The organism is Idiomarina piscisalsi (assembly GCF_002211765.1).
Taxonomy (GTDB): Bacteria; Pseudomonadota; Gammaproteobacteria; order Enterobacterales; family Alteromonadaceae; genus Idiomarina; species Idiomarina piscisalsi_A.
In genome coordinates, this window is record NZ_CP022133.1 from 1,541,210 (window position 1) to 1,559,697 (window position 18,488).

General features: G+C 46.1%; 18 protein-coding genes. 2 read left to right on the forward strand and 16 right to left on the reverse strand.

The window, feature by feature from the left end:
* The first annotated feature begins 32 nt into the window (after positions 1-32).
* A complete protein-coding gene (locus tag CEW91_RS07485; RefSeq protein ID WP_088768387.1) occupies positions 33-1,676 on the forward strand; it encodes a tetratricopeptide repeat-containing response regulator in 1,644 nt (547 codons plus the stop codon).
* Here CEW91_RS07485 and CEW91_RS07490 read toward each other — a convergent pair.
* From CEW91_RS07490 to rpsB, 16 genes are all read right to left on the reverse strand, one after another.
* Positions 1,673-2,503 carry a pirin family protein gene (locus CEW91_RS07490; protein ID WP_088768388.1) on the reverse strand — a complete coding sequence of 277 codons (831 nt, stop codon included), beginning with the start codon at positions 2,501-2,503 and terminating at the stop codon, positions 1,673-1,675. The genes CEW91_RS07485 and CEW91_RS07490 overlap by 4 nt on opposite strands.
* Positions 2,500-3,450: a glutathione S-transferase family protein gene (locus CEW91_RS07495; RefSeq protein WP_088768389.1), complete on the reverse strand. Its 951-nt coding sequence runs from the start codon at positions 3,448-3,450 to the stop codon at positions 2,500-2,502. The genes CEW91_RS07490 and CEW91_RS07495 overlap by 4 nt, the downstream gene beginning before the upstream one ends.
* Before the next feature lie 86 nt (positions 3,451-3,536).
* On the reverse strand, positions 3,537-4,682 hold the full coding sequence (gene lpxB, locus CEW91_RS07500) for a lipid-A-disaccharide synthase (protein ID WP_088768390.1): 1,146 nt from the start codon (positions 4,680-4,682) through the stop codon (positions 3,537-3,539).
* Positions 4,683-4,721: 39 nt separating this feature from the next.
* Positions 4,722-5,489, reverse strand: a complete 768-nt coding sequence (gene lpxA / locus CEW91_RS07505; protein WP_088768391.1) for an acyl-ACP--UDP-N-acetylglucosamine O-acyltransferase — start codon at positions 5,487-5,489, stop codon at positions 4,722-4,724.
* On the reverse strand, positions 5,489-5,944 hold the full coding sequence (gene fabZ / locus CEW91_RS07510) for a 3-hydroxyacyl-ACP dehydratase FabZ (RefSeq protein ID WP_088768392.1): 456 nt from the start codon (positions 5,942-5,944) through the stop codon (positions 5,489-5,491). Before fabZ ends, lpxA begins: the two co-directional genes overlap by 1 nt.
* A gap of 17 nt (positions 5,945-5,961) precedes the next feature.
* Positions 5,962-6,978 (reverse strand): UDP-3-O-(3-hydroxymyristoyl)glucosamine N-acyltransferase, encoded by a 1,017-nt coding sequence (lpxD, locus tag CEW91_RS07515; protein ID WP_088768393.1) that lies wholly within the window; start codon positions 6,976-6,978, stop codon positions 5,962-5,964.
* 1 nt (position 6,979) lies between these two features.
* Positions 6,980-7,495 (reverse strand): OmpH family outer membrane protein, encoded by a 516-nt coding sequence (locus tag CEW91_RS07520; RefSeq protein WP_088768394.1) that lies wholly within the window; start codon positions 7,493-7,495, stop codon positions 6,980-6,982.
* 37 nt (positions 7,496-7,532) lie between these two features.
* Positions 7,533-10,019: an outer membrane protein assembly factor BamA gene (gene bamA / locus CEW91_RS07525; RefSeq protein ID WP_088768395.1), complete on the reverse strand. Its 2,487-nt coding sequence runs from the start codon at positions 10,017-10,019 to the stop codon at positions 7,533-7,535.
* Positions 10,020-10,051: 32 nt separating this feature from the next.
* Positions 10,052-11,407 carry a sigma E protease regulator RseP gene (rseP, locus tag CEW91_RS07530; RefSeq protein WP_088768396.1) on the reverse strand — a complete coding sequence of 452 codons (1,356 nt, stop codon included), beginning with the start codon at positions 11,405-11,407 and terminating at the stop codon, positions 10,052-10,054.
* Positions 11,401-12,597 (reverse strand): 1-deoxy-D-xylulose-5-phosphate reductoisomerase, encoded by a 1,197-nt coding sequence (gene ispC / locus CEW91_RS07535; protein ID WP_088768397.1) that lies wholly within the window; start codon positions 12,595-12,597, stop codon positions 11,401-11,403. The genes rseP and ispC overlap by 7 nt, the downstream gene beginning before the upstream one ends.
* A 4-nt stretch (positions 12,598-12,601) precedes the next feature.
* Positions 12,602-13,468 carry a phosphatidate cytidylyltransferase gene (locus CEW91_RS07540; protein ID WP_088768398.1) on the reverse strand — a complete coding sequence of 289 codons (867 nt, stop codon included), beginning with the start codon at positions 13,466-13,468 and terminating at the stop codon, positions 12,602-12,604.
* Between the two features lie 3 nt (positions 13,469-13,471).
* Positions 13,472-14,245 (reverse strand): polyprenyl diphosphate synthase, encoded by a 774-nt coding sequence (gene uppS / locus CEW91_RS07545; protein WP_088768399.1) that lies wholly within the window; start codon positions 14,243-14,245, stop codon positions 13,472-13,474.
* An 81-nt stretch (positions 14,246-14,326) separates the two neighbouring features.
* A complete protein-coding gene (gene frr / locus CEW91_RS07550; protein ID WP_088768400.1) occupies positions 14,327-14,884 on the reverse strand; it encodes a ribosome recycling factor in 558 nt (185 codons plus the stop codon).
* A gap of 30 nt (positions 14,885-14,914) precedes the next feature.
* Positions 14,915-15,649 carry a UMP kinase gene (pyrH, locus tag CEW91_RS07555; RefSeq protein WP_088768401.1) on the reverse strand — a complete coding sequence of 245 codons (735 nt, stop codon included), beginning with the start codon at positions 15,647-15,649 and terminating at the stop codon, positions 14,915-14,917.
* A 98-nt stretch (positions 15,650-15,747) separates the two neighbouring features.
* A complete protein-coding gene (gene tsf, locus CEW91_RS07560; protein ID WP_053952692.1) occupies positions 15,748-16,626 on the reverse strand; it encodes a translation elongation factor Ts in 879 nt (292 codons plus the stop codon).
* 15 nt (positions 16,627-16,641) lie between these two features.
* The gene (gene rpsB / locus CEW91_RS07565) at positions 16,642-17,370 is read right to left on the reverse strand and encodes a 30S ribosomal protein S2 (protein ID WP_053952693.1); all 729 of its coding nucleotides are present in this window, start codon (positions 17,368-17,370) and stop codon (positions 16,642-16,644) included.
* Between the two features lie 318 nt (positions 17,371-17,688).
* Here rpsB and map point away from each other — a divergent pair, with 318 nt between their 5' ends.
* Positions 17,689-18,480: a type I methionyl aminopeptidase gene (gene map / locus CEW91_RS07570; protein WP_088768402.1), complete on the forward strand. Its 792-nt coding sequence runs from the start codon at positions 17,689-17,691 to the stop codon at positions 18,478-18,480.
* Positions 18,481-18,488: the final 8 nt, after the last annotated feature.

The following is an 18,488-nucleotide window of genomic DNA, read 5'->3' on the forward strand; positions in this document are numbered from 1 at the left end:
TAAGTGATTAATTAAAGGTGCCTGCCACAAGAATGGATAAAACTCTGGAGCTCAATAACAAGCGTGTGCTACTGATTGATGATCAGAAGCCCTTTCAAGTCATGCTTAAAGGCTCACTGCTCAATTTGGGGGCAAAAGAGGTCCAGGTCAAAAGCACGGGAGAAGCAGGCATTGCTGCCTACGTAAAGAACCCACACGATATTCTATTGGTCGATTACAACCTTGGCTCGGGTAAAAACGGCCGTCAGGTGTTAGAAGAGTTGCAAGTGCGTGGGCTGATGAAGCCACATACCCTTTTCTTTATCATTACCGGCGACAATTCACGGCCTATGGTACTGAGTGCCCTTGAGCTTCAGCCTGATGATTATTTAATGAAGCCATTCTCACACCGAGTGCTACGCTCTCGTCTGACCCGTGCCTACAAACGCCGTATGTGGCTAAAAGATGTCTTTCAGGCACTTACCTCTCATAATTACGAAGACTGTATTAAGGCGTGCGAAAAACACATTGCGACGAACAGCCGCTACAGTAATTACTGCCGCAAGCTGCAAATAGAGCTCTACAATAAAACCGGTCAGCTACGCGAAGCAGAAAAGGCGATAAAAGAGTTGTTGGAGGATAACTCTCACAGTTGGGTGTTTTTAAAGCTTGCTGAAACTCGGTTACTACAGAATTCCCCGGAAGAGGCATTGAATATTATTAACCATATTCTTAAACGGATGCCTCACGCGATAGAAGCACAGGATTTAAAAACCGAATGTTATTTACAACAACAGCAGCTTGAGGAAGCACTGAACAGCGCTCGCGATGCCATTACTATGGCGCCGTTCTCAATCGACAGACAAACCCGACTGGCCCACATTGCTCGCGACAATGGCGACTTTGACTTAGCCAAACAGGCCATGAATAACGTGCTACAAATAGCGCGTAAATCGGTGTTTCGTAATGCGGAGCATTTATGTAACTATCTACGTAGTATTCTCGATGCGGCCGAAAACAGCGACACACCGCAGCAAATCAGCAAGTATCAGACTGAGGCTACGATGGAGCTTCAGCGCGCACGTTATGATGAGCATTTATTGCACGCCAACATTTCCTTTGAAGACCTCGAAGCCATTCTCCTTTCCCGTATTGATTCCTTCAACGGGCGTTTGCGCGAGGCTCAGCATCGCTTAAATGAAGTGGTCGGCGAAGATTTGGCCAACAACCGTGAGATTGACCGCAATTTGCTACCCGACGTTATTGCCGTATTGCTTGACGTTGGAGAATACGAAAAAGCGAATATGCTAGCCGGCCAACAAGCGGAGAAAGTCAAGCTGGACAGTTACACACTAAAAATTCTCAAATCACGCATGGCAGCAGCTCAACAACAGCAGGACGCATTCTTCAAAATTCATCGACAAGGCGCTGAAGCGTATCAAGCCGGCATTTACCAACAGGCGTTAAATGACTTTCGTCAGTCAATGGAACTGGCGCCACTCAATAGCGGTGCTGCGCTGAACTTTATTCAGGCCGCGGTTCGATTTACAGAAGAAAACCCGAGTGCCAACAAAACCACTTTAAAAAAAGAATGTGAGCATTGCTTTAAGGTTCTCGAAGGGCTGCAGCTCTCCGGCAGTCATACACAACGTTACGAACAGTTACTCGAAGAAACCGAAGAGCTGGGTCTGCGCTAAAGCTTCTGATTAGCAGCCAGCGTTCCGTTTTGATAGTCTTTTATTGCCGAGTCCAACTCGTCAGACGTATTCATAACAAATGGACCGTATTGTGCAATAGGCTCTTTAATGGGTTTTGCAGCCAGCACAATAAGCCCGGCTCCCGAGCCACTTTTAAGCGCCAAATCGGAGTTGCTGTCGAGTTGCAGCAGCTCGCCACGAGACACGGTCTCGCCGTTTAATTCGAGTTCGCCTTCGTAAACATAGGCTAAACGCTTTTCCTGTTGCTGTGACTTTAACTCTAACTCGCCACTGAGCTTAACGTCCGCCATGAAAAAGTCGCGACCCGACAAGGATACCGGTCCTTTCTCGTTACCGTAATTGCCTGCGATTAAGCGCAGTGTTGTGTTACCGGCTTGCACTTCAGGTATTTTCTCTGAAGGAAAGTCAAACCACTCAGGGTCGCTCATTTTCTCCGAGGCTGGTAGATTAACCCACAGCTGAAAGCCCCACATAAGACCTTCGACCTGTTTTGGCATTTCCGCGTGAATAATGCCTTTCGCCGCCTTCATCCATTGCACGCCGCCGGCTTCCACTTCCCCCGTATTACCCACGGAGTCTTTGTGCTCCATGGTGCCTGCCAGCATGTACGTTAGCGTACAAAAGCCCCGATGCGGATGCGGTGGAAAGCCCGCAATGTAATCGTCCGGGTTGTCTGATCGAAACTCATCCAGCATCAGAAACGGATCCTGATGCCTCAAGCCAGGCTGATTAATGACCCGGGTCAGCTTAACGCCAGCACCATCTTGCGCCGGCATACCACGATGTCTGCTTTTAATGACACTCACTTTAATGTCTCCCGATTATGTGGCTGTTCAAAGTCGATATCCGGCCCCTTCGGCACCACTTGCGTCGGGTTAATGGTTTTATGGCTGGCATAGTAATGCGTTTTAATGTGATCCATGACCACCGTCTCTTTAACGCCCGGATACTGATAAAGTTCCCGCAGGTAATTCCACATTGCCGGATAATCAACAATGCGCTTTTTGTTGGTCTTAAAATGTCCGAAATACACCGCGTCAAAGCGCACTAACGTAGTAAACAATCGCCAGTCGGCTTCGGTGACTTGATTGCCGGCTAAATAGCGCTGTTTCGATAAAATACTTTCTACACGATCGAGAGCCGTGAAAAGCTCATCGAACGCTTCTTCATACGCTTCCTGCGTGGTTGCGAAGCCGCTTTTATACACGCCATTATTGATACTGTGATAGACCCACTCGTTGACGCTATCAATGTCGCTGCGTAACTGCTGTGGGTAAAAGTCTTCCGTGTTGCCCGTTAACTCGTTAAAGCTCGAATTAAAGATACGAATGATTTCCGCAGATTCGTTATTTACAATGGTCTGCTTCTTTTTATCCCACAACACCGGCACGGTGACGCGACCGCTGTAGTTGCTGTCCGCTTTCAAATACAACTCGTACATGAAGTCGAGACCATACAAAGGCTCATTCAGCGGTACTTCGCCAAACTCCCATCCATTTTCCACCATCAGAGGCTTAACGACGGATACGTCAATATGAGATTCCAGGCCTTTTAATTTTCTAAAAATGAGCGCCCGATGCGCCCACGGGCATGCATAAGATACATAAAGATGGTAACGCCCTGATTCAGGCTCAAACTCACCGTCTTTCTCTATGGTCGAACGAAACTGTGACTCACTACGAACAAAACGACCGCCATGTTTTTTGGTGTCGTACCACTTATCGTGCCACTGACCATCAACTAATAAACCCATAATAAACTCCTTTAAAAGCATTACGCTTATAATAGAAGTTATTACGGCAAAAGAAGAGTTTAGATTATCGGCGCTAAGATTCTAAATTATAGAAAGGACTCAACAACATCCGCCGCCTTTTCACTCGCGGTGACTTTAAGCTGCTGATGTATCTGAGTGAACTGCTCTAACAACTCGTGATTATCGGACTCAATAAGGCTCGATAGTTCTTTTTCAATGTTGTCTTCTGACGCTTCAGCCTGAGCCAGCTCAGGAACAATTTCGCGCCCCGCTAATAGGTTAGGTAACGAGAAGAAAGGCGCATGAAAAAGTCGCTTAATAATTTGATAACTTAGCCAGTGAAAGCGATATGCAACAACCATTGGACGCTTTATTAACAACGCTTCCAGCGCAACCGTACCCGAGGTTAACAGTAAATAATCAGATGCCGCCATGGTCAGACGACTATGACCAATTGGCGTATCTATTGCGAGTTCCGGAGCGTGTTGCTTGACTAGCTCAGTAAACTGCTCTGCCCGCTGTTCGCTTATCATCGGTGCAACAAACTTAAGCTCGGGATATTGTTGAGCAAGGCGTTTCGCTACATTTAAAAACACAGGAGCCATGCGCTCAATTTCACCAGAACGGCTACCCGGTAAAATAGCTAAGTACTTTCCGTGTGGCTCTATGTTCAGCTCATTTCTTGCGTCGTTTTTGCTCCATTCAAGAGGGATATCATCAGCCAGGGGATGACCAACAAAGGTGGCCGGTAATTGATGCTTATCGTAAAACTCTTTTTCGAACGGTAGCAAACACAATACATGGTTAACCGACTGCTTAATGCCTTTTATACGGTTTTCACGCCAGGCCCATACAGAAGGGCTGACGTAATGTATGGTAGGAATACCGGCTCTCTTTAAACGCTTTTCGACCGTAAGGTTAAAGTCTGGTGCGTCTATTCCCACCATGACATCGGGCTGTTCATCAATAAGATACTGAACCAGTTGCTTTCTGTGTTTTAGCAGCTTAGGAAGCTGCTTGAGTACTTCGGCAATGCCCATAACGGCAAGGTCATCCATCGGGAAAAACGACTCGAGGCCTTGTTCATGCATTAACGGTCCGCCCACACCGATAAACTCGATGTTGGTGTGTCGTTGCTTTAACGCTTTGATAAGACCTGAACCAAGTAAGTCGCCGGAATGTTCACCGGCAACCAGCGCTATTTTCAAAGAGCGTGCAGTGCTATCTTTCATTTTAAGATCGCTAATTACCGGTGGATAAACTCGGCCAAATCAGCCGCGAATAATGCCACGACTGCTATGGCGAACAAAGTCAGTAAAGCCATCCAAAGCAGGTTCATTTAAGGCTTCAATATGCTCTAGCGCTTCTTCGGTCGTGTGTCCCGCGCGGTACAGCAGCTTATAAGCTCGGCGGATATTTTGAATTTGCTCTGGTGTATAGCCGCGACGTTTCAATCCTTCTGCATTTATTGTACGGGGACGTGCATTATGTCCCTGCGCCATCACAAACGGAGGAATGTCTTGTACGACAATGGAGTTCACGGCTGCAAAGGCATGAGAACCAATATGACAAAACTGATGAACGCCTGTCATACCACCAAGAATAACCCAGTCACCAATATGCACATGCCCAGCTAAACTCACTTGGTTAGCAAAGATATTGTTGTCGCCAATCATGCAATCGTGCGCCACATGCACATAGGCCATGAACAAATTATTATCGCCAATTTTAGTGATACTGTTATCCTGAATTGTCCCCCGATGAATGGTCACCGATTCACGAATAACGTTATTATCGCCAATTACCAGTTCAGTGGGTTCACCGGCGTACTTTTTATCTTGGCAGTCCTCTCCCACCGAGGCGAATTGATAAATCGTATTACTCTGCCCGATAGTGGTTGGTCCTTTCAGAACAACATGAGAGCGAATGTCACAGTTATCACCAATAACAACGTCCGGCCCGATAACTGTCCATGGACCAACACTGACGTTCGCGCCAATACGTGCTTTAGGATCGATAATTGCTGTTTCGTGAATCACTACACTTCTCTTCTTGCACAGATAATGTCAGCCGTACACGCGACTTCGCCATCGACTTCGGCACGACCTCTAAACTTCCAGATACCGCGACGTTCTTTTTCAAACGTCACATAAAAGTCGATTGTATCGCCAGGCACAACCTGGCGTTTGAAACGTGCGTTATCAATACCCGCGAACAAATACAAGTCGTTCGCATTTTTCTTACTTTCGGTAATTTTGAATCCCAGTAGACCACAGGCTTGCGCTATTGCTTCTAACAGCAAAACGCCCGGGAAAATAGGTTTTTCCGGGAAGTGTCCATTAAACATTGGCTCGTTAAAGCTCACATTTTTTATAGCATGTAACGAATCTTTTGAGTTTGTTTCAATAACTCTGTCAATGAGCAAAAATGGATAGCGATGCGGGAGTAACTCAAGTACGCCCTGAATATCAAATCCTGAGTCCTTTATTTTCAAACCATTCACCTTGAAAGTTAATCTGCTTTTTTCTCGAGCTCTTTTACACGCTTGAATAAGTCATCCAGCTGTCTAAAGCGCGCACCGTTGCGCCGCCACTCACGGTGGTTGGCTGCCGGTATGCCCGATGCATAAACACCAGGCTCGGTAATTTCTTTTATCACCATGGCGAAGCCCATAATTTGGACGTCATCACAAATACTGATATGTCCGTTAATCGCTGACGCGCCACCAATCATGCAGCGTTTACCGATATGGCAGCTTCCGGCTAATACCGTACAACCTGCAATGGCGGTGTCTTCATCAATAAAGACATTATGAGCGATTTGGCACTGGTTATCGATAATACAGCCAGAGCTTATGACGGTATCGTCTAACGCTCCGCGATCAATGGTGGTACTTGCGCCAATATCCACGTTGTCTTTGATAACGACTCGACCTAACTGAGGTATTTTAACCCATTTACCATCTTCTGGCGCCCAGCCAAAACCATCAGCTCCGACAACCGCTCCGGAATGGAAAAGACAGTTATTACCAATAACGCACTGATGATAAATTTTGACTCCTGACCATAACGTACAGTCAGAACCAATTGTTGTTTCACGCCCGACATAACAGTGTGGCCCAATACGGGTGTTATCACCAATATGAACGCCTTCTTCAATTACTGCATACTCACCAATACTGACATTTTTACCAATGTGCGCCGACTCGGCGATCACTGCGGTTTTTGCGATGCCCTCTGCCGGTTTTGGCGTGGTATCGAGTAATTGAGCTATGTGAGCAAATGCGGCATACGGATTATTAACGATAATCGCGTTATCCACTGTATCGTTATCATCCTTTGGGCTAACTAACACCGCCCCGGCCTGGGTTGTTTCTAACTGTTTTTTATAGCGACTGTTTGCCAAAAATGCGATGGCATCAGAACTCGCTGATTGCAAGGTTGCCACGCGCAAAATGGGGAGCTGCGAGTTCCCTCGCACCTCCCCACCCACATGGTCAGCCAACTGCTGCAATGTGTATTCAGACATATTAATTTCCTGAAGACATTTTCTCGACAACTTCGTCTGACAAGTCGTTGTCGCTTTTCATATACGCTACTGCGTTACTTTCTAAAACAATGTCATAGCCTTCTTCTTCGGCAACATCTGTTATCACGCCCTGAACCTTAGCAAGTAGCTTATTACGCTCCTCGTTCTGGCGACGACGAGTATCCTCTTGCAATGCTTTGCTTTTAAGCTGAGCTTGAGAGATTGTTTGCTCAAGTTCACGAGCCAGCTGAGTTTTTTCGGCCTCTGACATGATCGATGCGTCGCGCTCTTGCTTCTGACGAAGCTCTTGAACTTTTTGCTCTAGTTGACGCATTTCTTCGAAGCGATCCTGAAATTCGTTTTGCAGGCTTTCAGAAATTTGCTCTCGCTGTGGTAGCTGCTGAAAAACGTTCATCATGTCAACAACACCAATTTTCTGCTGCGCCTGAGCGGCACCAGCAAACAATGCGGTTGAAATAGCGACAGCTGCTGCTGTTGATTTCATTAACTTTTTCAAAATATTACTCCTTCAAATTGCTATTTTAGCTTTATTATTAGAATGTCGTGCCAATGTTAAATGAGAACACTTGGGTTTCATCGCCTTCTACTTCTTTAAGCGCTCGACCTAATGAGAAGGTTAACGGCCCCATTGGGGAGATCCACTGCACTGAAACACCAGCAGAAGCTCTAAAGTCTCCCGGTGAGCTATAATCGCTTAATTCGTAGCGACTGTTTGGGCTCATCGGCAGGTCCTTATAGGTATCGTAATTGAATTCTGTATCCCAAACCATACCAAAGTCAACAAAGACGCTCGTTCTTACACTATTGCGCATACCTTCATCAATAAACGGTGTCGGTACAATCAATTCCAAACCACCAACAACTTTGGCGTTACCACCAACCGCGTATTGGCTGACAAAGACACTCTGATTGGTTGATGGAATGCCACCAGGGCTGCCGTCAACGCCCGGAGGTGTCGTCATACCACCACCCAATTGCACGGCTCTAGGCCCAACGGTGTTAGCTTCGAAACCACGCAAGTCACCTTGTCCTGCGACACGGAAGTTTTCCCAGAACGGTAATAAAAACTCATTACCGTCATCACTTTCACCGTAACCATTGCCGTAGCCCAAATTCAGGCGGGTTAAGAAAGTCCATTGTTGATCCCGAGTAATCGGAAAGTAGTGTTTATAGTCGTAGTTAAAACGAAAATACTGCACATCACTCAATGGTGTCGCAACTTCAACCCCTAGACGCTGCGAAGACCCACTGGTAGGGAAAGTTCCTCGGTTTAATGTTACACGTGACCAACCCGCATTCAGTTCGTAAATATTAAAGCCGACAGCTTCATCCGGTGCTGCGGGATCTAAAAACGGCTGAAAGAAATTACTAATTTGCTCATAGGAATCTGTATTAGCCGCAGCAACTTCTTGGTTTTTATATCCCACGCCAAAGTTTAGACGATTAATTTCATCAATTGGAAAACTCAGGCCTGTCGATACGCCGTAAGTTTTTTGGTTATACTGAACTAAGTTTTCAGCACGCCCAGCGTCAAACTCACTCATATAGATTTGACCAGAAAGGCTCACACCATTAATGGTGAAGTACGGATCGGTGTAAGAAACATTAGCGTTTTTATTAAAACGACTGGTACTGATATTAAAACCAACTCGGTTACCGGTTCCTAAAAAGTTATTTTGTTGTACACCAGCGTTCAACTGAAGACCTGAATAGTCACCATAGCCGATACCGGCATTAAATGAGCCAGACGGCTGCTCTTTAACTTTATAAGTAATATCAACTTCGTCTTCACTGCCTTCCACACGCTCTGTTGAGGTTTCAACCGTTTCAAAGAAACCTAAACGTTCCAGACGAACTTTCCCCTGCTCTACGTTACTATCCGAAAGCCATGCCCCTTCCAGCTGACGCATTTCCCGGCGCAGAACGCGATCTTGGGTGGCGCTATTTCCTTCAAATTTAATACGGCGCACATAAACGCGCTTACCCGGATTTATGGAAAACGTAATTTTTACCGTTTTCTCTTCTTCATTATGTTCCGGAATGGCTCGTACCTCTGGGTACGCATAGCCATAGCGCCCGTAAAAGCGGCTTATCATGTCTTCTATGTAAGTGATTTGCGCGGCGTTATAAAGCGTTCCCTCTTCAATCTGAGCGATACGCGTAATCATTTCCTCGTGACCTTTTAGATCACCAATGACATCCGTTTCACTGACATTGTATTTGTCACCTTCATTAACATTCAGAGTGATATAAACGCCTTCGCGGTCCGGGGTCATAGATACCTGAACAGATTCTACCTGAAAACGTAGGTAACCACGGTCGCGATAAAAGGATTCCAGTGTCTCCAGGTCACCACTCAACTGCTGCTTCTGATAACGCTTTTCGCCGATAATGTTCCACCAAGGCAAATCATCTTTTAACTCAAAGGTGTCAAGAAGCTGAGCATCAGAAAACGCTTTGTTGCCGACAATATTAATTTGCGCAATTTCAGCCGCGTCACCCTCTTCAAAGGTCATTCGCAGTTCAACACGGTTTCGCGGTAAGTCTACGACCTGAACCTCAACTGACGCGTTGTATTTACCGACACTGTGGTAAAAATCCTCAAGGCCTTTTTCGATACCTGCAATTGTCGTTCTGTCGAGCGGCTCCCCGACAACGATGTTGTTGTCAGTTAAGCTTTCTTGTAGCTGCTCATCTTTAATATCGCTGTTACCGTCAAAGGTAATGTCGGAAATCGTTGGGCGCTCACTAACGTTAAAAATAAGCGTATTATCATCCCGTCTTGCATCGATATAATCGAAATGAGTCGATGAATACAGAGATCGAATGGCGCTGCGAATTTGCAGTTCGCTGACTTCGTCGCCGACTCGCACAGGAATGTAAGTTAACGCAGCGCCCAAGGCGACACGTTGTAACCCTTTAACTTCGATATCTTCTACAACAAATTCTTCTTGTTGTGCATAAGCCGGAGCGACAGCGCTCGCTATCATTGCACTTACTAACAGCTTTTTAAACGTCATTATCACTAGCTACTTATTGTTTATGTCGTGATTTAGAATGCAAAACGGATGATATCATTTGATATTGCCAACGCCATTAACGCGAATACCAACATCCCGCCTATCCTATAGCAAATATCCTGCACTCTTTCGGATACCGGTTTCCCTTTCAACCACTCAATGCAATAAAACATCAGGTGACCGCCATCGAGAACCGGCAACGGTAATAAATTTATAATCCCCAAATTGACACTCAGCAGGGCTAAAAAGCTCAAGAAGTAAACAAAGCCGTTACTTGCACTAACACCGGCCCCTTCCGCAATGCTTAATGGTCCTGCCAAATTCTTAACTGACACATCACCGGTCAGCAGTTTACCTATCATTTTGACGCTAACAACCATTAACTCCCAAGTTTTTTCAGCGCCTTTTAAGAGCCCGCTAAATACCCCATATTGGTGGTTATACACGTACCCTTCCGGCAGTGCGTCCGTTTTCGGCGCAACGCCAAGATACCCTATGACACCATTTTCAGTATCGCGTTCCCCAATTTTAACTGGAACGGTTGTTTTTTCCCCATCTCGAAGGACTAACACGTCAAGCAAAGCCCCCGGGGATTCAGCAATGCGCTGTTGAAGGGAGCGCCAGTCATCAATACGCTGACCATCAATAGCGAGGACATCGTCGCCCTCTTTTAAACCCGCTAAAGCTGCCGGAGAGTCAGCTTCAACACGAGCTAATACGGTATAAACTTCTGGCTGATACACCGAAATTCCTAAACTTCCAAACGTTGATTCAGTTTCCGGATCAAACTGCCAGTTTTCGATATTTAATACACGCGTAACTTCTTCTTGGTCAGTCGTTCGCAACGTTATGGTTGTCTGCTCATTGCCTATCGCTGACATAAGACCCAATTGGACTTGCTGCCAATCATAAGTTTCCACGTCGTCGATATAAAGTATTTCACTGCCTTTTTGAATACCGGCTTCTTCAGCAATAGAGTCCGGCTCAACTTCCCCTACCACGGGCTTAACGGTTGGAACACCAACACCAAACATCAGCCACAGAACAGCCACTGCTAACACAAAATTCGCGATGGGACCTGCCGCAACAATAGCGAAACGTTTATAGACAGACTGTGCATTGAAACTCACGCCCTTTAACGCATCTGGCACGTCATCAACGCGTTCATCCAGCATGCGGACATACCCGCCAAGCGGTATTATGCTAACTTGGTAAACTGTGCCGTCTTTTGCTTTTCTTTGCCAAACAGGACGCCCGAAACCAATAGAGAATGTCAGTACTTTAACCCCACAGCGACGAGCCACCCAAAAGTGACCAAACTCATGAAAAGCAACGAGAATGCCCAGAGTGACAACGAAAGATAAGGCGTACCATAAAATCTCTAACATACCCCGTACTCCTTGATCCACTTAGAGGCCTGCCGACGAGACTGGGCATCGAGTTGTGCCAATACATCAAGGTTGTCAGCAACAACCGATTCTGTTTTTTGCAACGAGTAATCACACACTTTTGCGATATCAGTAAACAGGATATGGCCTTCCAAAAAAGCTTGCACCGCGACTTCGTTGGCCGCGTTTAACGTCGTTGTTGCCCATTGACCATCCCAACACGCCTGAATAGCAAGCTTCAAACACGGGTAGCGTGCGTAGTCCGGCTGTTTGAACGTCAGTTCATTCAGCGTACTGAAATCGAGACCTCCAACGCCACTTCGTAACCGCTCTGGGTATCCCAGAGTATGTGCAATTGGGGTGCGCATATCTGGTTGCCCCATTTGCGCTAAAACCGAACCGTCGGTAAATTGCACCATTGAGTGAATGACACTTTGTGGATGAATAACCACTTTCAACTCAGACTCTGAACAATTAAACAGCCAACGCGCTTCAATATACTCAAGCCCTTTATTCAGCATTGTCGCAGAATCCACCGAAATTTTTTGCCCCATTGACCAGTTAGGGTGATTACAGGCTGCTTTCGGGGTTTGTTTATCGAGTTCGTGAACAGGCAAGTCGCGAAACGGACCGCCAGAGCCAGTCAATAGTAAGTAGTCGACACCATGTTCACTCAACTGCATTGAACCAACTTGTTCCTGAGCTTCTTTAGGCAAACACTGAAAAATTGCGTTATGTTCGCTATCAACGGGTAAGATTTTCGCCCCTGAGCGATTGGCATGATCAATAAACAGCTGCCCACTCATGACCAGAGCTTCTTTATTGGCAAGTAGAACAGTTTTGCCCGCATCGATGGCTGCCAGTGTTGGCTTTAAGCCAGCGGAGCCAACAATAGCCGCCATTACTGTATCAACCTCGTTACTTTGACTCACGTCGATTAATGCTTTCTCGCCGTATAAAACCTGAGTTGAAACCTTGCCACTTAGCGCTGACTCTAATTCGTCCGCTACTTTCTTAGAGCCCATCACTGCGAATTGTGGTTTATAAGTTAGGCACAATTCAGCCATAGCACCTACCTGGCTATTGGCTGTCAGCGCGTACACCGAAAAGTCACCAGGGTGTCGTGACACAACGTCCAGCGTATTCTGCCCAATAGAGCCCGTTGCTCCAAGTATGGTTATACTGCGCATAGAATTAATGCAAAAACTCCAGATAAGCCAAAGTAAATACCGGTACTGCCGCGGTAAGACTGTCTATTCGATCCAAAATTCCGCCGTGACCGGGCAAAATTGAACCACTGTCTTTAACACCGGCACTGCGTTTGAACATACTTTCGTTTAAATCGCCAAACACCGAAGCGACTACAGTAAAGAGTCCGGTCAGGTAATAACCGGTAAATTGATCGGCAGGTACTTTTGTCCAATGCGCAACCACCATCATCACGACAAAAGCCAAGGTAACGCCGCCACAAAGCCCTTCCATGGTTTTACCAGGACTCACTGCGGGCATCATCTTATTGCGACCATAGCGCACACCTGCAAAATAAGCGCCAACGTCAGCCGCCCACACCAGTAAGAGAATAAACAGAACGACCCAACCACCAAAATAAGGGTTATCTTCAAAATTGATTGAGCGAACGGTCATTAAAGCCGCCCACGTAGGGATAAAAATAAGCACCCCAAAAACACCAACAATTGCGCGGGTTCTGGACCAAACGCGGCGACTTGATGGGTAGTTTACGATTAAGGCCAACGCCACAACCCACCAAACACCGCCCAATACGATTGTGTAATAAGTCACGCTGTTTAATGCACCGTCGTTCGCCCATAAATCGCCCAAGGGTACCAACCAGGACAACACACCAATAATGGCTCCTATAAAGGCTACGTATGCAATTCTGGCTGACTTACGACGTACCCCCATTAGCGGAGACCATTCCCAGGCGCCCATCATAATGACGGCCTGAATAAACAATGAAAAGCCCCAAAGTGGGAGCAAAAAGACGCAGTAGAGCGCAATTGGAATGAGTAATAATGCCGTTAAAATTCGTTGTTTTAGCAAGTGTTATTCCTCTGTCCGAGTATCTATGTCTTGCATTAGCATAGTTAGCTGTTCGCTGGTCAGTCCAAACCGACGTTCACGCTGTGCAAAGTCGTTAATGGCTTCTGCAAAGGTGGTATCGTCAAAGTCAGGCCATAATACAGGCGTAAAAAACAGCTCTGCATACGCCAGTTGCCATAACAGAAAATTACTGATGCGGTGCTCACCACCAGTACGAATCAGTAAGTCCGGTGTGGCTTGGTTAGACAGCATCAAGTTGTCCGCAAGTGCTTCACCTGTTATCTCATCAGCCGTTAATTCACCACTTTCGACTTTTTGAGCCATGGCTCGACAGGCTTGTGTAATGTCCCACTGACCGCCATAGTTGGCAGCAATATTCAGCGTTAACTGATCGTTGCCTGCGGTTTTTTCTTCCGCCTGTGCAATTTGTTTTTGTAGACGCTTAGAAAAGCGGCTTTTATCGCCAATAATTCGCAGCCGAATATTATTTTCGTCGAGTTTCACGACCTCTTTTTTGAGAACCGACATAAACAGCTCCATCAGCAACGAAACTTCTGTTGCTGGTCTGTTCCAATTCTCGCTGCTAAACGCAAAAAGCGTCAACGACTCTATGCCATTACGCCTTGCAAAAGCGACCGCACGACGCACAGCTTCAGCACCGGCCTTATGACCCGATGTCCTTGCTTTGCCTCGTTGCTTCGCCCAGCGTCCGTTACCGTCCATAATAAGGGCAACGTGTTTGGGGACTAACTGTTTTATTGACGGTAGTTCTTTCATGTATCAGCCATGAACATTAAAAAACGCCGTGCGAGTATACCTGACACGGCGTCATACACCAATGAAGTCATTGCCTGATGCTTATATTTCCATCAAGTCTTCTTCTTTTGCTTTCAACGCTTCGTCGATTTGCTTGACGTATTTATCGGTCAGCTTTTGAACTTCATCTTCCGCTTGGCGTTCTTCATCTTCAGTGATTTCTTTTTCTTTTAACAACTCTTTAATGTCACCGTTTGCATCACGACGAATGTTACGCACGGCGACACGGCCTTGTTCAGCTTCCGCACGAACAATCTTCACTAAGTCCTTACGACGCTCTTCCGTTAGCGGTGGTAACGGAATACGAATAACAGCACCTGCAGACGCTGGATTCAAACCTAAGTCGGAATCCATAATCGCTTTTTCGACGGCTTGTGATGATGATTTATCAAATACAGTTAAAGCCAGAGTTCTAGAATCTTCAGTCGTGATATTAGCCAACTGCTTAAGCGGCGTATCTGTACCGTAGTAATTCACCATGACACCATCAAGAATGCTTGGGTGAGCACGACCCGTGCGTACTTTTGACATTTGACTGCGCAGTGATTCTACACTCTTTTCCATGCGCGACTTTGCATCTTCAATAATTTCTTTTATCACTGTTTGTACCCTTTAATCTTAGAATCTGTCTTATTCTGCATCGTGACTGATCAGTGTACCTTCTTCTTCACCAAGAATCACTGATCGCAGAGAGCCGGGCTTATTCATATTAAACACCCGAATCGGTAAACCATGATCTCTGGCAAGAGTGAATGCCGCTAGATCCATGACTTTAAGCTGTTTCTCAAGCACATCATTATAGTTTATGTGCTTATAAAGAGTGGCGTCCGGATTGTTAACCGGATCATCTGAATAGACACCATCAACCTTTGTACCTTTCAAAACGGCTTCAGCTTCAATTTCAATACCACGTAAACAAGCTGCAGAATCCGTTGTGAAGAACGGATTACCCGTACCGGCAGAGAAAATAACAACGCGACCAGACTTAAGCAAGCTAATAGCTTCTGCCCAGTTGTAACTGTCGCACACACCAGTCAATTCAATGGCCGACATAAGGCGAGCGTTAACAAAGGCACGGTGCAATGCGTCACGCATAGCCAATCCATTCATGACCGTCGCCAACATACCCATGTGGTCACCCACAACTCGATTCATGCCAGCTTTTGCAAGACCTTCACCGCGGAATAAGTTACCGCCACCAATGACCAAACCGACCTGAACCCCAAGTTCAACCAGTTCTTTAATTTCTTGCGCCATGCGATCTAACACTTTGGCATCGATACCAAATGGCTCATCGCCCATAAGCGCTTCACCACTGAGCTTTAACAATATGCGTCGATAACTGGGTTTAGGATGGGTAGTCATTATTGCCTCTACTCTTATTTAGGTTAAAAAAAACCGCGTCCTGAACGCTCAAGACGCGGTTGTATTTTTATGGTATCAAGTTGGTCGAAACCACTAGATTAACCTTTGTTCGCTGCTGCCACTTGAGCCTGAACTTCAGAAGCAAAATCTTCTTCTTTACGCTCAATGCCTTCGCCCACTTCAAAGCGTACGAAAGTAACAACGTCTGCGCCAGCTTTCTTCAATAATTCACCAACAGTCATTGATGGATCTTTAACGAAAGGCTGGCCAGTCAGGCTGATTTCGCCGGTAAACTTACGCATACGGCCTTCAACCATTTTCTCAGCAATTTCTTTAGGCTTACCGCTTTGCATAGCGATATCAACCTGAATAGAACGCTCTTTTTCAACTACTTCTGCGTCTACGTCTTCAGGCTTAACAAACTGAGGGCTGCTTGCTGCAACGTGCATACACAGGTCACGAGCTAAATCTTCGTCACCGCCAGTTAATGCAACAGCAACACCGATGCGAGCACCGTGTGTGTAAGTTGCAACAACGTCACCAGCTTCAATCGTTTGAACGCGACGAACATTCATGTTCTCGCCAATTTTAGCGACTAAGTCTTCACGAGTTTTCTCAACTGTTTCGCCACCGATGTCAGTTGCTTTCAGTTTTTCAACGTCGTTTTCTTTGTTAGCGAACGCAGCGTTGATAACTTTCTCACCGAAGCCTAAGAAGTTTTCGTCACGAGCAACGAAGTCAGTTTCACAGTTCAGTTCAACTAATGTTGCCTGGCTGCCTTCAGACTTAACTAAGATAACACCTTCAGCGGCAACACGACCCGCTTTCTTAGCGGCTTTAGCCTGACCACTTTTACGCATCAGTTCAATTGCGGCTTCCATATCGCCGTCGACTTCCTGCAATGCCTTTTTGCAGTCCATCATGCCAGCGCCTGTGCGCTCGCGCAGTTCTTTAACTTGAGCTGCTGTAATTGCCATGATCTCTATCCTCGATTATTCACTTGCTTCGACGAAGTCGTCAGAGTCTTTCGCTTCAACCTGTGCTACGCGCGCTTCTTTAATCGCATCAGCAGCTGAGTTCAGGTATAACTGTACCGCACGGATTGCGTCATCGTTACCTGGAACAATGTAGTCAACGCCGTCTGGATCTGAGTTAGTATCAACAACAGAAACAACAGGAATACCCAGGTTGTTCGCTTCTTTAATTGCAATGTGCTCGTGGTCAGCATCGATAACGAAAAGAACGTCAGGCAAGCCGCCCATGTTCTTAATACCGCCTAAACCTTTCTCAAGCTTTTCCATTTCGCGGGTGTTAACCAACGCTTCTTTTTTAGTAAGCTTGTCGAAAGTGCCGTCTTGGCTCATTGTTTCAAGGTCTTTCAAACGCTTGATAGACTGACGTACTGTTTTCCAGTTTGTCAGCATACCGCCTAACCAACGGTGGTTAACGTAGTACTGACCACAGTTGTTAGCTGCTTCTTTAACCGCTTCAGACGCTGCGCGCTTAGTACCAACAAACAGAATTTTACCTTTGTTTGAAGCAACGTGCTGCATGTAGCTCAACGCATCGTTGAACATTGGCACAGTCTTTTCGAGGTTAATGATATGAATCTTGTTACGAGCACCGAAAATGTAAGGTTTCATTTTCGGGTTCCAGAAACGAGTTTGGTGACCGAAGTGGACACCTGCTTTCAGCATGTCACGCATTGACACGTTAGCCATAATATTTTCCTTTTGTAAGGGGTTAAGCCTCCATACACCCCATAAGACGACTTAGTCGAACTAAGCACCCCGCCTTATGTGCCGGTGTATGTGTGGATTATACAATTGTTTATTAAGTTGCTCGTTGCGGTGACCATTTATTAAAGAGAATATCCGGCCAACCGAAAAAGCGTGCGTTTTATACCATAAAGCCGCTGCAACAACAACTAAAAACCACTTAAATCGTGTTTTTAAAAGCCCTTGGTGAGCGAACATAGCGAAGTTTTGCTGCGGCTGTTAAACTGTCGTTTTTTAAGAGCGGTATGGACGAGTAACAAAATGAGCATCTCTATTAAGACTCCGGAAGAAATTGAAAAGATGCGCGCAGCGGGCAAGCTCGCCGCCAGTGTACTGGAAATGATAGGCGAGCATGTAAAGCCCGGCGTAACCACTGAAGAGCTTGATGACATTTGCCATAAATACATTACCGATCACGGTGCTTACCCTGCGCCGCTGAATTATCACGGTTTCCCTAAGTCAATTTGCACCTCAGTTAACCATTGTGTGTGCCATGGTATTCCAGGGCCAAAGAAACTCAAAGACGGCGATATCATGAATATCGATGTCACTGTGAAACTGGATGGTTATCACGGTGATACATCAAAAATGTTCGTCGTTGGAAAGCCTTCCATTTTAGCTGAGCGCCTTATTCGCGTTACGCAAGAATCCTTATATAAAGCAATAGAAATGGTGAAGCCCGGTATTCGCCTTGGTGACTTTGCTGAAGTTATTCAAAAGCACGCAGAAGGCCACGGCTACTCAATCGTACGCGAATATTGTGGGCACGGCATTGGCGCGGTATTCCACGAAGACCCTCAAATTCTTCATTATGGCCAAGCAGGTACCGGTGAAGAACTCAAACCAGGCATGTGCTTTACCATTGAACCGATGGTAAATGCCGGCAAACGCCAAACCAAGTTAATGAAAGATGGTTGGACCGTACTAACAAAAGATCGCAGTTTAAGTGCTCAGTGGGAGCATACCTTGCTCGTCACAGAAAACGGCGTAGAAGTACTGACTTTGCGCAATGACGAGCCCGACTTACCGCGGGTTATTGAACACAACGATTAAAGGTCACG